Genomic DNA, 15,341 nt, shown 5'->3' with positions numbered 1-15,341 from the left:
CGCATGGGCAGGGATTCAGGGCCAGAGTTGGGCCGGCCCGGGACGGACGGATCAGCCGCCATGGAAATGATCGTAGATGCGTTTGGCGACGGCCTTGTTTACCCCCGGCACCCCCTCCAGATCGGCCAGACCGGCGCGCGATACGGCCTTGGCCGAACCAAAATGCAGCAGCAGGGCCTTCTTGCGGGCGGCGCCGATCCCCGGAATCTCGTCCAGCGGGGACTTGATCTGGTCCTTGGCCCGCTTGGCGCGGTGGGTGCCGATGGCGAAGCGGTGGGCCTCGTCCCGCAGTCGCTGCAGGAAGAACAGCACCGGATGGCGCGGTTCCAGCATGAAAGGTTCGCGGTTGGGCAGAAAGAACTGCTCGCGACCGGCATTGCGGTCGGGCCCCTTGGCGATGCCAACCACAGGCACATCGTCTACCCCCAGCTCCTCCAGCACCTTCAGCGACGCGCTGAGCTGGCCTTTGCCGCCGTCGATCAGCAGAAGGTCGGGCCAGTCGGCGGCGGTTTCGTTCTCGGCGTCTTCTTTCAGTAAGCGCTGGAATCGCCGGGTCAACACATGCTTCATCATGGCGTAATCGTCGCCGGGTTCGATCTCCTCGCCCTTGATGTTGAACTTGCGATAGGCGTTCTTGCGCAGGCCCTCCGGGCCGGCCACGATCATGGCACCCACGGCGTGGCGGCCCATGATATGGCTGTTGTCATACACCTCGATGCGCTGCGGCGGCGCCTCCAGGCCAAACAGATCCGCCACGCCAGCCAGCAATTGCTGTTGCGTGCTGGTTTCAGCCATGCGGCGATGCAGAGCATCCCGGGCATTGTCCGCTGCCAGGTCCACCAGATGCCGCTTGATGCCGCGCTGTGGACAATGCAGTTCAACGCGATGGCCGGCATGCTTGCTCAGGGCCTCTTCGATCAGCGGCATGTTTTCGGCGGCGTGGCTGACCAGGATCAGGCGCGGCGGTTCGCGCGTGGCATAAAACTGGCCGATGAAGGCATCCAGCACCTCGGCGGTCTCGACATCGCGGACATGGGCCGGAAAGTAGGCGCGGTTGCCGAAATTCTGTCCGGCACGAAAAAAGAATATCTGCACGCAGACCAGGCCGCCTTCCGCGTGGATGGCGATCACGTCGGCATCGTCGATTTCGGTCAGGTTGATATCCTGCTTTTGCGTGATATGGGCGAGCGCGCGAATGCGGTCGCGCAATTCGGCGGCCATTTCGAAATCGAGATTGTCGGAAGCGGCCTGCATGCGCTGGCGCCAGTCATCCAGGACATGACGGTTGCGATTGCTCAGGAAATCGCAGGCCTCCTGCACGATGGCGGCGTAATCGGCCTCGCTGATGCGGCCAACGCAGGGCGCCTTGCAGCGCTTGATCTGGTATTGCAGGCAAGGGCGGGTGCGGCTCGCGAATTCGCTGTCGGTGCAACTGCGCAGCGGAAAGGCCCGCGACATCGCGTTCAGGGTCACATGCACCGCCCCGGTTGAGGCGAAGGGGCCGAAGTAGGTGCCAGGCACATCGCGGGCGCCGCGATGCTTGGTGATGCGGGGGAAGGCGTGGGTACGCTCGACCAGGATATAGGGAAAGGATTTGTCGTCCTTCAGCAGCACGTTGAAGGGCGGCTGCAGCTTTTTTATCAGGTTGGCTTCCAGCAGCAGCGCTTCCGCCTCGGTATGCGTGGTGGTGATCTCCACCATCGCCACCAGGCGCACCATGCGCTGGATTCGGACGCTCAGGGCCTCGGTCTTGGTGTAGGAGGTGACGCGCTTGCGCAGCGACCGCGCCTTACCCACATAGAGCACCTCGCCACGGGCATCGATCATGCGATAAACGCCGGGCCCGAGGGGCAGGGTTGGCAGGTGGCGCGCAATCACCGCAGCCCCGATCTCGGCTGGCGCCATACCCGCCTGGAGAGGATCGGCCTGAGGATCGGGGTCAGTCATTCGCAGCACCATACTCGTAAAAACTCAATGATTACACAGCGTTGAGTAAAGCGTCCCAAGGCTGTGGATAACTTTGTGGGGAAACTTGGGGCAGATTGCCGCATTGCATTGCCAATCCCCGATATTGCCCGAGTCGCATTATGTGAGACTCTCCCCAGCCGTTTGATTCTGAATGGGAAATTGCCGTTATCCACAGCTGGAATCGATGCGGGATTCCCGCTTTCTGCAATCCCGATTCGCTGATTAACCCTGTGTACAAATAGGCTTGCGAGAGCAAGCGGTTGCAAAAGTCAAGGCTGAAACACCCGGGATCCGTCGATTGCAACCTCAGCGGCGCCGGCGTTCGATTTCCACTCCGACACCGGCTGCCTCTGCGATCGCTTCGGGTTTCTCTACGCGAACTCGCGTGCGAAGCACCCGTTCATCGGCCAGGCACAGGCTGGCAAGTTTCTCTGCCAGGGTCTCGACCAGATCGACATGCCCCTCGGCCAGCAGGGCTTTGGTGCGTTTCACCAGCAGTTCGTAACAAACAACCTCGTCGTATGAGCGCGGCGTCTCGCCCGGTGTTTCGGCCACCCAGAGTTCCAAATTGATCAGGATTTTCTGGGATTTGACCCGCTCCTCGGGGTAGATCCCGATCAGGGCGTCCAAAAGCAGGTCGCGTACAAAGACGCGGCGGGCCGGCTGACTGGCCTCGGCGAAAGCCGGAACCGGTATTTCGGCCCAGGCGGCGCGGGCGCGGGCATGGATCGTCATGTCACTCCTCCGGCTCGCCGGTGCCTGCGGTGAAGGGCCGGCCGCCCTGTTGCCAGGGCAGATGCTGGCCGCCATCCAGGGCGATCATCTGGCCGGTCATGGCGGGGGCGTCAAGCAGGAATCCGACAGCTGCGGCAATCTCGCCCGGTTCGGCGCCGCGTTGCAGCGGCGTGCTGGCCCATTGTCTGCGGAATTGCTCCTCGGTCTGGCGCGGGCTGGGCAGGACCGGGCCGGGACCGATGGCGTTTACCCGGATATTGGGCGCCAGGGCCATGGCGAGCGTCTGGGTCAGGGTCCACAGGCCGGCCTTGGCCACGGTGTAGGAGGCGAAATGCGGCGTCAGGCGCCACACGCGCATGTCGATCAGGTTGACGATGTTGCCAGGCACGCTATCCGGCAACTGGCGGGCAAAGCTCTGCGACAGGAAGAACGGCGCCTTAAGGTTTGTGTCGAGATGGCTGTTCCAGCTCTGCTCCGTGGCCGTCTCGACATGATCGTAGTCAAACAGCGAGGCGTTATTGATCAGCACGGAAACCGGGCCGAGGCTCGCACCGGCCTCATCCACCAGACGCATCACGTCATCATGATGCGCCAGGTCGCCCTGCACGACGGTGGCCCTGCCGCCTTTGTCTTGGATTTGCGCCTGCAGGGCCTCGGCGGCAGCCCGCGAGCGGTTGCAATGGAGGGCGAGGGCATAGCCACGCTCGGCCAGAAAGAGGGCAATGGTGCGGCCGATGCGATGGCTGGCGCCGGTGACGAGCGCGGTGGGGGCAAGAGGCGAGACCGGCATCAGCGTTTCCGTCCGCGATAGGCTCGGCGTGACCCGGCGCGACCGGCCGTCGAGCGGCCGGCTGGCCGCGGCGCGGCGGCGGCATCTTCCGCAAGACCGAGTGGCTTGCGCGCGATCGAACCGGGCAGTTCCAGTTCATTCATCTCCAGCCGCTTGATCTCGTCGCGCAGGCGGGCGGCCTCCTCGAATTCCAGATTGCCAGCCGCCTCATGCATGCGTTTCTCCAGGTCGGCGACATAGGCTTTCAGGTTATGACCGACCAGATGGCCTTCGCTGGCGGCACCGGCATCCACCGTGTAATGATCCTGCTCGTAGACTGATTGCAGAATATCGCCGATCTGCTTCTTCACGCTTTCGGGCGTGATGCCATGCTCTTCATTATAGGCCTGCTGCCGCGCGCGGCGGCGGTCCGTTTCGGCGATGGCACGCTGCAGGCTGTTGGTCATCTTGTCGGCATAGAGGATGACGCGGCCATCCACGTTACGCGCCGCGCGGCCGATGGTCTGCACCAGCGAGGTTTCCGAGCGCAGGAAACCCTCCTTGTCGGCATCCAGGATGGCGACAAGGGCGCATTCCGGGATATCGAGACCCTCGCGCAGCAGGTTGATGCCGATCAGGATGTCGAACACGCCAAGGCGCAGGTCGCGGATGATCTCGATGCGCTCGATCGTGTCGATATCGGAATGCAGGTAGCGCACCTTGAGGCCGACATCGGTCATGTATTCGGTCAGGTCTTCCGCCATGCGCTTGGTCAGGGTGGTGACAAGGACGCGGTAGCCCTTGCGGATCACCTCGCGGCACTCGGCCAGCAGGTCGTCGACCTGGTGTTCCACGGGCCGGATTTCGGTGACCGGGTCGATCAGGCCGGTGGGACGGATGATCTGCTCGACGAAAACGCCGCCGGTGCGCTCCAGTTCCCATTTGCCCGGCGTGGCCGAAACGAACACGCTTTGCGGCCGCAGCCGATCCCATTCGCGGAAGCGCAACGGGCGGTTGTCGATGCAGGAGGGCAGGCGGAAGCCGTACTCGGCCAGCGTGGCCTTGCGCCGGAAGTCGCCGCGGAACATGCCGCCGATCTGCGGCACCGTCACATGGCTTTCGTCGACGAACAGCAGCGCGTTGTCTGGCAGGTATTCGAACAGGGTGGGCGGCGGCGCGCCCGGACCGCGGCCGGTCAGATAACGGGAGTAGTTCTCGATGCCGGCGCAGGCGCCGGTAGCGATCATCATCTCGATGTCGAAGCTGGTCCGCTGTTCCAGCCGCTGGGCCTCCACCAGCCGCCCCATCTTGGTAAGCTGATCCAGGCGCAGTTGCAGGTCCACCTTGATCTGGTTGATGGCCTGGTTCAGGGTTGGCTTCGGCGTCACGTAGTGGCTGTTGGCATATAGCTTCACGGCCGACATGTCGCCGGTCTTCTGGCCGGTCAGCGGGTCGAACTCGACGATGCTTTCCAGCTCGTCGCCGAACAGCGACAGGCGCCAGGCCCGGTCTTCCATATGCGAGGGGAAGATTTCCACGCCGTCGCCGCGCACGCGGAAGGCGCCGCGGGCAAAGGCCACATCGTTGCGTTTGTATTGTAGATCGACCAGTCGGCGCAGCAGCGCATCGCGCTCGATCGCCTGACCGACCTGCAGCGGCAGGGTCATTTCCGAATAGGTTTCGACCGAACCGATACCATAGATGCAGGATACGGACGCGACGATGATGACATCGTCGCGCTCCAGCAGGGCGCGCGTGGCCGAATGGCGCATACGGTCGATCTGCTCGTTGACCGCCGAATCCTTCTCGATGTAGGTGTCGCTGCGCGGCACATAGGCTTCGGGCTGGTAGTAGTCGTAATACGAGACGAAGTATTCCACGGCGTTGTTGGGAAAGAAGGCCTTCATCTCGCCATAAAGCTGAGCGGCCAGGGTCTTGTTGGGCGCCAGGATCAGGGCTGGCCGGCCGGAGCGGGCGATGATCTGCGCCATCGTGAAGGTCTTGCCCGAGCCGGTGACGCCCAGCAGCACCTGATCGCGCTCGCCCGCCTGTATCCCGCTGGTGAGTTCGGCGATGGCCTGTGGCTGGTCCCCCCGCGGTTCGTAGGGGGCCTGCAGGTCATAGGCAATGCCGCCCTCGCTTTTTTCCGGGCGTGGCGGACGATGTGGCACGAAATCGGGGAAATTGGCATCCGCGAAGCGGTCCGGGTCCTCGATTTCACGTTCCAGGCTTTGGGCGGCAGGCTGCTGACTCATGGCTGCCAATATGGGGTGGGACGGGGCCGCCGCCAAGCGGGATGGCCGGCCGGTCCGGCATCCTGCTGCCATGCCGTGGCAGTACGGCCATCCGGACCTTCCGGGGCGGCCGGGGCTCCGCTATACAGGGCGCAGGGAGATCTCGTCCATGACTGTCATCGTCACCGGTGGCGCCGGCTTCATCGGCTCCGCGCTTGTCCGCCGACTGAACGCTCAGAAGCGCGCCGTCGTCACCATCGACAAGCTCACCTACGCCGGCAATCCGGACAATATCGCTGGCCTGCCGCATCCCGACCTGCATCACTTCGAGCAGGTGGATATCTGCGACCGGGCGGCGATCAGGCGGATTTATGCCGAGACGAAGCCGACGGCCGTTTACCATCTGGCGGCGGAGAGCCATGTCGACCGCTCGATCGACAGTCCGGCTCCCTTCATCGAGACCAATGTGACCGGCACCCTGGTCCTGCTGGAGGCGGCGCTGGATCACTGGCGCGGACTGGATGCCACGGCGCAGCAACAGTTCCGCCATCTTCAGGTCTCCACCGACGAGGTCTATGGCGAGCTTGGAGCCACTGGTCTGTTTGACGAAAACAGCCCCTACAAGCCGAATTCACCCTATGCCGCCAGCAAGGCTTCCGCCGACCATCTCGCCCGTGCCTTTGGCCGTACCTATGGCCTTCCGGTGCTGGTCACCAATTGCGGCAACAATTACGGTCCGTATCAGTTCCCCGAGAAGCTGATCCCGCTCACCATTCTCAACGCCCTGGAAGGCAAGGCCTTGCCGATTTATGGCCGGGGCGAGCAGGTGCGCGACTGGATCCATGTCGACGACCATGCCGCCGCTTTGCAACTGGCTGTTGAGAAGGGCAGGCCGGGCGAGACCTACCTGATCGGGTCGCGGGGCGAACAGCGCAACATCGACCTTGTGCACCGGCTCTGCGCCATCCTCGACGATCTAGTGCCGCGCCAGGGCAGCCACAAATATGCGGAACTGATCGCCTTCGTCACCGACCGGCCCGGACACGACGCCCGCTACGCCATCGACCCGTCAAAGGCCGCGCGCGAATTAGGCTGGCGGCCTCAGTTCGACCTTGCGGCGGGCCTGAAAGCGACAGTGCAGTGGTATCTGGACAATTCGGCCTGGTGCCGGCGGGCGACGCAGGCTTATGACCGGGGCCGGATCGGGCTGGGCAGCAAGGCCGGCTGAGCCGGCCCGCCTGCCAGTCTAGACCTGGCTGCGGCTGCGCCTCTGCCACCAGGCCTGGATTTCGCCGACGATGCCTTTACGGAAGGCCATCACCACCACCACGAAGATGGCACCCTGGATCACCAGGACCCATTCGCCGAAGCCGGCCAGGTAATTCTGCATGGTGATGATCACGCCGGCGCCGACGATGGGGCCGAATACCGTGCCCATGCCGCCCACCAGGGTCATCAGCACCACCTCGCCCGACATCTGCCAGGTGACATCGGTGAGCGAGGCGAGCTGGAATACCAGCGCCTTGGTGGCGCCGGCCATGCCGGCCAGTGCAGCGGAAAGCACGAAGGCCAGCAGCTTGTACTGGTCGACACGGTAGCCAAGCGAGACGGCGCGCGGTTCGTTTTCGCGGATCGCTTTCAGGACCTGGCCGAAAGGCGAATGGATCGCACGCCAGATCACAAGGAACCCGAAGGCGAACACCACCAGCACAAGGTAGAAGAAGCTCAGGTCGTCCTTGATGTCGAAGATGCCGAACAGCGGTCGGCGCGGGATGGCCTGGATGCCGTCCTCGCCGCCGGTGAACGGCGCCTGCACGCAGAAGAAAAACACCATCTGCGACAGTGCCAGCGTGACCATGGCGAAATAGATGCCCTGGCGGCGGATTGCCAGGCTTCCCGTCACCAGACCAAGCAGGGCGGCGCAGGCCGTGCCGGCCAGGATGCCCATCTCGGGCGACCAGCCCCAGGCCTTAACGACATAGCCGCTGATATAGGCGGCGCCGCCGAAGAACATGGCATGGCCGAACGACAACAGGCCGACATATCCGATCAGCAGGTTGAAGGCGAGCGCGAACAGCGCAAAGCACAGCACCTTCATCAGGAAGACGGGGTAGATTACCATCGGCGCGACGACGGCAATCGCCATCAGGATGGCAAAGATCAGCAGGTCGCGGTTCTTGGTGGTGCCGGCGGTCATCGTGGTCATCCTCCGGTCCTCACTTGGGCGTGCCGAACAAGCCGGCCGGTTTCAGCATCAGCACGATGGCCATGATGATGAAGATGACGGTGTTGGAAGCTTCCGGATAAAACACTTTGGTCAGACCTTCGATGATGCCGAGGCCGAAGCCGGTGACGATGGCGCCCATGATCGAGCCCATGCCGCCGATCACCACAACGGCGAAGACGATGATGATGAGGTTGGAACCCATCAGCGGATTGACGCTGTAGATCGGCGCCGCCAGCACGCCGGCCAGGGCGGCAAGACCGACGCCGAAGCCGTAGGTGAGCGTGATCATGCGCGGCACGTTGATGCCGAAAGCCTGCACCAGATCGGGCCGTTCGGTGGCGGCGCGCAGATAGGACCCCAGCTTGGTCCGTTCGATCAGGAACCATGTGCCGAGGCAGATCACTAGAGAGGCGACCACCACCCAGCCGCGGTACCAGGGCAGGAACATGAAGTCGAGCCGCGTTCCGCCGGGGATCGGATTGGCATAGGGCAGGCCGGAGGAACCGAACTGCTTGCGGAATACGCCCTCGATGATGAGGGCCAGGCCAAAGGTCAGCAGCAGGCCGTAGAGGTGGTCCAGATGGTAGAGCCGCTTCAGGAACACCTTCTCGAGCAGGATGCCGAAGGCGCCGATGATGATGGGAGCCAGGATCAGCGCCCCCCAGTATGGCACACCGGCCCAGTTCAGCAGCATCCAGGCACAGAAGGCACCCATCATGTACTGGGCGCCATGGGTGAAGTTGATGACGTTGAGCAGGCCGAAAATCACCGCCAGGCCCAGGCTGAGCATGGCATAGAAGGCACCGTTGATCAGACCAAGCAGCAACTGGCCGAACAAGGCCTGTGGCGCTATGCCAAGCAGCTCGAACATCGCTGGAATGCCCCCTTTATACTCTCGCTCTTGATACTTTGCCGATCCGGCAATCTTTGAGACTGCGGCCGATATGGCCGCAGGCTGCAAGATTGCGGGCCGCTGGCCGGAGCCGCCATCGGGCGGCTCCGGGTCGCAGCTGGTCGTCAGCTCTTCTTGACCAGCGGGCAGTTGCCCTCGTTGAGCGGGCGGAAAGCCTCGTTCGCCGGGATGGTCTTCTTGACCGTCAGGTAATCCCAGGGCTTTTTCGACTCGCTCGGCTTCTTCACTTCCACCAGATACATGTCGTGCATGTGGCGGCCATCCTCACGGACGCTGCCCTTGCCGAACAGCTTATCCTCGCTCGGCATTTCCTTCATCTTGGCTACCACCTTGGCGCCATCGGCATCGCTCTTCAGCGCTTCGACGGCCTTCAGGTAGTGGATCACCGAGGAGTAGATGCCGGCATGCACCATGGTGGGATACTTGCCGCCATTGGCCGCCGAGAAGTCCTTCGCGAAGGCGCGGTTGTTGTCGTTCATGTCCCAGTACCAGGCGGTGGTGAAGTTCAGGCCCTGGGCGGTCTTCAGGCCCAGCGCATGAATATCGGTATCGAACATCAGCATGCCGGCCAGCTTCTGGCCGCCCTCGACAATGCCGAATTCCGAGGCCTGCTTGATCGAGTTGATGGTGTCGCCGCCGGCATTGGCGAGAGCGACGATCTGCGCCTTTGAGGCCTGGGCCTGCAGCAGGAAGGACGAGAAATCGGTGCCCGGGAAGGGGTGGCGCACCGCGCCGACCACTTTGCCGCCATTCTTCTCGACTACGGCCTTGGTATCACGCTCCAGCGCATGGCCGAAGGCATAGTCGGCGGTCAGGAAGAACCAGCTCTTGCCACCGGTATCGACGATGGCCTTGCCGGTGCCGTTGGCCAGCGCCCAGGTGTCATAGGTCCAGTGGATGGTATTCGGCGAGCAGGCCGGGCCGGTGAGGTCGGCCGTCGCCGGACCGGAGCCCAGGAACACCTTGTTCTTTTCCTTGGTGATCTGGTTGATGGCCAAAGCCACCGACGAGGTCGGCACGTCGACAATCACATCGACCTTGTCGACGTCATACCACTGGCGGGCGATGTTGGAGCCGATATCGGGCTTGTTCTGGTGGTCGGCGAAAACCACTTCCACCTTCAGACCCTTGGCGGCGGCGCCGTAATCCTCGACCGCCTTCTTCGCCGCCCAGGTGCCGCCCGGGCCGGAGACGTCGGCATAGAGGCCGGACTGGTCATTCATCACGCCGATCTTGATCACGCCGTCAGACATCTGGGCGTTGGCTGCGCCGGCTGCCAGCACGGCGGCCGTCGTCACGAATAAATGCTTGAATTGCATGGTGCTTCCTCCTGGTTGAACTTATACCCCGAGATAGGACTCGAGTTTCTGCGTATTGGCGGCGACCTGATCGTTGGCAATCATGTCAATCACCTTGCCGTGCTCGACCACGTAATGGCGGTCGGCAACGGTACTGGCGAAGCGGAAATTCTGTTCCACCAGCAAAACGGTATAGCCCTTGGATTTCAGCAGCCGGATCATGGCGCCGATCTGCTGCACGATCACCGGGGCCAGGCCTTCGGTCGGCTCGTCCAGCAGCAGGAAATTCGCGCCGGTGCGCAGGATCCGGCCGATGGCAAGCATCTGCTGCTCGCCGCCCGACAATTTGGTTCCCTGGCTTTTCAGGCGCTCCTTCAGATTGGGAAATATCTGATAGATCTCGTCCAGGCTCATGCCGCCCTGCCGCACGGCCGGGGGCAATGTCAGGTTTTCGTAGACATTCAGACTGGAGAAAATCCCGCGCTCCTCCGGGCAGAAAGCCAGCCCGCGCCGGGCGATCTTGTTGGAAGGCAGGTGGATCAGTTCCTCGCCTTCGAACAGAACCGAGCCCTTGCGGTTGGCGATCATGCCCATCAGGGCTTTCATCGTGGTTGTCTTGCCGGCGCCGTTGCGACCCAGCAGGGTGACGACTTCGCCCTTTTTCACGTCGAACTGCATGCCATGCAGGATATGGCTCTCGCCATACCAGGCATTCAGGTCGCGGACGGCGAGTTCGGTGCCGGTTGAGTTGGCGCCATTATGCATGGCCGGTTCCCATATAGGCTTCGATGACTTCCGGGTTGCGCGAGACAGTCTCGTAGTTGCCTTCGGCCAGCACCTCGCCGCGGCGCAGCACCGTGATGGTGTCTGACAGTTTCGCCACTACGCTCAGATTGTGCTCCACCATCAGCACGGTGCGGTTGGCGGCCACGCGCTTGATCAGGTCGGAGATCTTCTCGATATCCTCATGACCCATGCCGGCCATCGGTTCGTCCAGCAACATCATCTCGGGCTCCAGCGCCAGCGTGGTGGCGATTTCGAGCGCGCGCTTGCGGCCATAGGGCAGTTCGACCGCGGTATGGTTGCGGTATTCGATCAGGCCGACGGCTTCCAGCAGTTCCTCGGCCCGGGCATTCAGGGCGTTGAGGCTGTTTTCCGGCTTCCAGAAGTGGAATGACGTTCCCAGCGGACGCTGCAGGGCGACGCGCACGTTTTCCAGCAGGCTGAGGTGTGGGAATACCGCAGATATCTGGAACGAGCGCACCATGCCGCTGCGGGCAATATCGGCCGGCTTGTGGCTGGTGATGTCGCGCCCGTTATAGGTGATCCGGCCGCGGCTCGGGGTCAGGAACTTGGTCAGCAGGTTGAAGCACGTCGTTTTGCCGGCGCCGTTGGGGCCGATCAGCGCGTGAATGCTGTGCCTGCGGATTTTGAGATTGACGTCTTTGACGGCAATAAAGCCGGCAAATTCCTTCGTCAGGCCTTCAGTCGCGAGAATGTATTCTTCGGCCATGTCCGGACATATGTTGTTTGCTCCCTGGCCCCGGTATTCCGGGCGCGGTGCAAATCAAACGGGATTCGGCCGGACTTGTAAATAGCCCTGTGCTGACAACATTTTGAGCGGGCATTAACGAAGTAAATGCCCATCTTCGCGGCAATCAGGCGGTGGATTTGCCCTCCGCGGCGCTGCCGGCCCGGCGGCGGGCCAACTGATGCTCGCGATAGGATATATAAGTGGCACTCGCGAAAATGACCGTGCCGCCCAGCCAGGTCCATAAATCGGGAATTTGCCCGAAGATGAGGAAGCCAATGGCTGAGGCCCAGATCAGCTTGGTGAAGTCCAGCGGCATCAGCACGGTGGTGTCGGCGTGGCGGAAGGATTCGGTGAACAGCATGTGGCCGGCCGAGCCGCATGCTCCGAGCAGGAGAAGCCAGCCGAGTTGCTCCCAGGTCGGCCATTGCCAGACGAACAGGGCAGCCACCAGGGTGATTGGCATCAGGAACACCGTCATATAGGTGGCGATGGTCAGGCTTGAATCGGTGCGGGCCAGGATCTTGATGTCGATCATCGAACCTGCCCACAGCACGGTCGAGCCCAGCACCAGCAGCGGCCCCAGTCCGATCGGCACAAAGCCGGGGCGCAGAACGATCAGTGCCCCAATGAAGCCGATCACCAGGGCGGCGATGCGCCGGGCATGCAACGTTTCGCCCAGAATGAATACGGCGCCGATGGTCATGAACAGCGGCGCGGTATAGGACAGCGCAGTGGCCTCGGCCAGCGGCGTGATCGCCAGCGCGGTAAAGAACATCATCATCGACGTGCTGTTCAGCACGCCACGCACCGCATGCAGGTGCAGCTTGGTGGTGCGAAAGGCCGTGAAACGGCTGCGGGCTATGGCCGGAAACAGCACCAGAAAACCGAACAGATTGCGGAAAAAAGCCACTTCCACCGGTGGCAGCCCTTGCGACACCTTGGCGACCAAGGCATGCATGACGACGAAGCAGAGGGTGGAGCCCAGCATCATCGCCATCGCTTTCAGCAGCGTCGAGGAACTGGAGGCGGCGGCGGGAAGCGGGATTTCTGACATTGCTCTGGAATGGCTCTAAAGGGTTAACATTTCAGGTTGCCGGACTCGCGAACATTGCAAAATTTGCAACTCTCCCATGCGCTGCCAATCCAGGCCGTGCTGCCTGCAATCTCCCAGGCCCTGAACCAATCGGCGAACCTTGTGGTTCAGGCGCCGCCGGGATCGGGCAAGACGACGCTATTGCCGCTTGCCCTGCTGGATGAAGGATGGGCGAGGGAAGGCCGCATCATCGTGCTCGAACCGAGGCGGCTTGCCGCGCGGCTGGCTGCCCGGCGCATGGCCAGCCTTCTGGGCGAAAGCGTGGGCGAAACGGTCGGCTACCGCGTGCGGCTCGACAGCAAGGTCGGGCCGAAGACCCGGATTGAACTCAATACCGATGGCGTTTTCCTGCGCCGGCTGCAGCGCGATCCCGAACTGAAGGGCATTGCGGCGGTTCTTTTCGACGAATGCCATGAACGCGGCCTGGAATCCGATGTCGCGCTCGCGCTCTGCCTGGAGTCCCAGGGTGCCCTGCGGCCCGACCTGAAGTTGATTGCCATGTCGGCCACGCTGGATGCGGCACCGTTCGCCCGTCTGATGGGCGACTGCCCGGTGGTGACCGGCGAGGGGCAGAGTTATCCCGTCGAGACGCGCTGGCTGCCCATGGCGCCGCAGGGCCGCCTTGAACCGGCAGTCAGCGACGCGGTGCGTACTGCTCTGCAGGATACCGAGGGCGACATCCTGGTCTTTCTGCCCGGCGTGGCCGAAATCAGGCGGGTCGAAAGCCTGCTGGCCGAGGCGAGGCTGCCGGCCCAGGTTTCGGTAATGCCGCTTTATGGCGACCTCGGCGGTGAGGAGCAGGATGCCGCGCTGCGCCCCAGTCCGCCGGGCCTGCGCAAGGTGGTGTTGTCCACCTCGATCGCCGAAAGCTCGCTCACTATCGAAGGCGTGCGCGTGGTGATCGACGGCGGCTATATGCGTCAGCCGCGTTTCTCCCCTGCCACCGGCATGGCGAAGCTGGAGACGCTGCGCGTCAGCCAGGCTTCGGCCGATCAGCGACGCGGCCGCGCCGGCCGCCTTGGACCGGGTATCTGCTATCGCCTCTGGGCCGAGGCGGCCCATGGCGGCCTGGCGAAATTCACCGCACCGGAAATCGCGGTCACCGACCTCACCCCGCTGGCGCTCGATCTGGCCGCCTGGGGTGTGCGCGAGGCGAAAGCCCTGCCCTGGCTCGACCCGCCGCCCGACGCAACAATGGCTTATGCCCAGGAACTGCTGCGTGAACTGGGGGCGATCGACCGCGACGGCCGCATCACGCCCCATGGCAGGGCGATGGCCGAACTGCCGCTGCACCCGCGCCTGGCGCATATGGTGATCCGGGGCAAGGAACTGGACCTGGGCGGCCTGGCCTGTGCATTGGCGGCCCTGCTGGGCGAACGCGACATTGCGAGAATTCCAAAAGGTGCGGCACGCGATACGGATCTGCGCTGGCGCCTGGAAATCGTCGCTGGCGAGAGTGAACGAGACAGCGCCCCGCACGGCTTGCGGGTCGACATGAACGCGGTGCGGCAGATTCGCCGCCTGGCAGCCGACTGGCGGCGGCAGATCGGCGTGCCGCCACATGCAGGGCCGGTGGAGGATGCCGGCCGGCTGGTAGCGCTGGCCTATCCCGACCGCATCGCGAAGAAGCGCGGCGCGGCCGGCAGCTTCCTGCTCAGCGGTGGCCGTGGCGCAAAACTCGATCCGCTCGATCCCTTAAGCGCCGAACCCTATCTGGCTGTAGCCGAGGTGGATGGCGCGCAGGCCGACGCGCGGGTTTTCCTGGCGGCACCGATCGCCGAAGACGATCTGGAAGAGTTGTTTGGGGATCTGATCGAAACGGCCGATGCCATCGAATGGGATGAACGCAGCCAGGCCGTGGCGGCGCGGCGGCAGAAACGCCTGGGCGCACTGGTCCTGCGCGAGCAGCCGCTGACGCAGCCGCCGCAGGAGACCATCCGCGACGCATTGCTGCAGGCCATTCGCAAGTCGGGCCTTGACGTACTGCCGTGGTCTCCGGCCTTGCGGCAATGGCAAGCTCGCGTCGCCCTGCTGCGGCGTCACCTGCTGGCTGCCGCGGACTGGCCGGACATGAGTGATGCCGCGTTGCTGGATCGTCTTGATCAATGGCTGGGCCCCTATCTCGATGGTGTGGTGAAGTTCACGCAACTGGCCGGCATCGACCTGCATGCGGCCCTGACCCATCAACTCGATTATGCCCAGCAGAAGATGCTTGATGCCGAAGCGCCAACGCATTGGCATGTTCCCTCGGGGTCGCATATCCCCCTCGACTATACTCATGGCGAGGTTCCGGTGCTGGCCGTGCGTCTGCAGGAAATGTTCGGCCATGCCGATACCCCCGCAATTGCCGGCGGCCGGGTCAGGCTTGTGTTACACCTGCTCTCGCCGGCCCGGCGCCCCCTGCAGGTCACCAGCGATCTGGCGGGTTTCTGGCAGACAAGTTATCGCGCTGTGCGGGCGGAAATGCGCGGCCAGTATCCCAAACACGACTGGCCCGAGAATCCTCTGGCAGCCCAGCCAACCAATCGGGCGAAACCGCGACCAAAATCCTGACGCGTCTCTTGTTGCAT

General features: G+C 63.3%; 12 protein-coding genes. 2 read left to right on the top strand and 10 right to left on the bottom strand.

Translation table 11 applies throughout. The annotated features are described in order from the left end of the window. Positions 1 to 51 precede the first annotated feature (51 nt). The 4 genes from uvrC to uvrB all read right to left on the bottom strand — a co-directional run bounded on the left by uvrC (position 52) and on the right by uvrB (position 5,727). The gene (gene uvrC / locus ACK4FK_RS01000; RefSeq protein WP_409739879.1) at positions 52 to 1,947 is read right to left on the bottom strand and encodes an excinuclease ABC subunit UvrC; all 1,896 of its coding nucleotides are present in this window, start codon (positions 1,945 to 1,947) and stop codon (positions 52 to 54) included. A 327-nt stretch (positions 1,948 to 2,274) separates the two neighbouring features. Then, complete coding sequence (gene folB, locus ACK4FK_RS00995) at positions 2,275 to 2,703, bottom strand: dihydroneopterin aldolase (RefSeq protein ID WP_409739877.1); 429 nt, start codon at positions 2,701 to 2,703, stop codon at positions 2,275 to 2,277. A 1-nt stretch (position 2,704) separates the two neighbouring features. Further along, on the bottom strand, positions 2,705 to 3,493 hold the full coding sequence (locus tag ACK4FK_RS00990; protein ID WP_409739874.1) for an SDR family oxidoreductase: 789 nt from the start codon (positions 3,491 to 3,493) through the stop codon (positions 2,705 to 2,707). Beyond that, positions 3,493 to 5,727: an excinuclease ABC subunit UvrB gene (gene uvrB, locus ACK4FK_RS00985; RefSeq protein WP_409739871.1), complete on the bottom strand. Its 2,235-nt coding sequence runs from the start codon at positions 5,725 to 5,727 to the stop codon at positions 3,493 to 3,495. Before uvrB ends, ACK4FK_RS00990 begins: the two co-directional genes overlap by 1 nt. Positions 5,728 to 5,875: 148 nt before the next feature. Between uvrB and rfbB the strand changes: the two genes are divergently transcribed. Beyond that, positions 5,876 to 6,934, top strand: a complete 1,059-nt coding sequence (gene rfbB, locus ACK4FK_RS00980) for a dTDP-glucose 4,6-dehydratase (RefSeq protein ID WP_409739868.1) — start codon at positions 5,876 to 5,878, stop codon at positions 6,932 to 6,934. An 18-nt stretch (positions 6,935 to 6,952) separates the two neighbouring features. On the opposite strand, the gene ACK4FK_RS00975 is transcribed toward rfbB, so the two are convergent. From ACK4FK_RS00975 to ACK4FK_RS00950, 6 genes are all read right to left on the bottom strand, one after another. Beyond that, positions 6,953 to 7,903 carry a branched-chain amino acid ABC transporter permease gene (locus ACK4FK_RS00975; RefSeq protein WP_409740637.1) on the bottom strand — a complete coding sequence of 317 codons (951 nt, stop codon included), beginning with the start codon at positions 7,901 to 7,903 and terminating at the stop codon, positions 6,953 to 6,955. A 19-nt stretch (positions 7,904 to 7,922) separates the two neighbouring features. Next, complete coding sequence (locus ACK4FK_RS00970; protein ID WP_409739865.1) at positions 7,923 to 8,804, bottom strand: branched-chain amino acid ABC transporter permease; 882 nt, start codon at positions 8,802 to 8,804, stop codon at positions 7,923 to 7,925. A 146-nt stretch (positions 8,805 to 8,950) separates the two neighbouring features. Further along, positions 8,951 to 10,165, bottom strand: a complete 1,215-nt coding sequence (locus ACK4FK_RS00965; protein ID WP_409739862.1) for an ABC transporter substrate-binding protein — start codon at positions 10,163 to 10,165, stop codon at positions 8,951 to 8,953. Positions 10,166 to 10,186: 21 nt separating this feature from the next. Next, a complete protein-coding gene (locus ACK4FK_RS00960; RefSeq protein WP_409739858.1) occupies positions 10,187 to 10,909 on the bottom strand; it encodes an ABC transporter ATP-binding protein in 723 nt (240 codons plus the stop codon). Then, complete coding sequence (locus tag ACK4FK_RS00955) at positions 10,902 to 11,657, bottom strand: ABC transporter ATP-binding protein (protein WP_409739855.1); 756 nt, start codon at positions 11,655 to 11,657, stop codon at positions 10,902 to 10,904. Before ACK4FK_RS00955 ends, ACK4FK_RS00960 begins: the two co-directional genes overlap by 8 nt. A gap of 145 nt (positions 11,658 to 11,802) precedes the next feature. Further along, positions 11,803 to 12,732, bottom strand: a complete 930-nt coding sequence (locus ACK4FK_RS00950; RefSeq protein WP_409739852.1) for a DMT family transporter — start codon at positions 12,730 to 12,732, stop codon at positions 11,803 to 11,805. A 63-nt stretch (positions 12,733 to 12,795) separates the two neighbouring features. Between ACK4FK_RS00950 and hrpB the strand changes: the two genes are divergently transcribed. Further along, positions 12,796 to 15,324, top strand: a complete 2,529-nt coding sequence (gene hrpB / locus ACK4FK_RS00945) for an ATP-dependent helicase HrpB (RefSeq protein ID WP_409739849.1) — start codon at positions 12,796 to 12,798, stop codon at positions 15,322 to 15,324. The last annotated feature ends 17 nt before the right edge of the window (positions 15,325 to 15,341 follow it).

The organism is Ferrovibrio sp., assembly GCF_046297895.1.
Taxonomy (GTDB): domain Bacteria; phylum Pseudomonadota; class Alphaproteobacteria; order Ferrovibrionales; family Ferrovibrionaceae; genus Ferrovibrio.
This window is presented reverse-complemented; position numbering and strand designations above follow the sequence as displayed.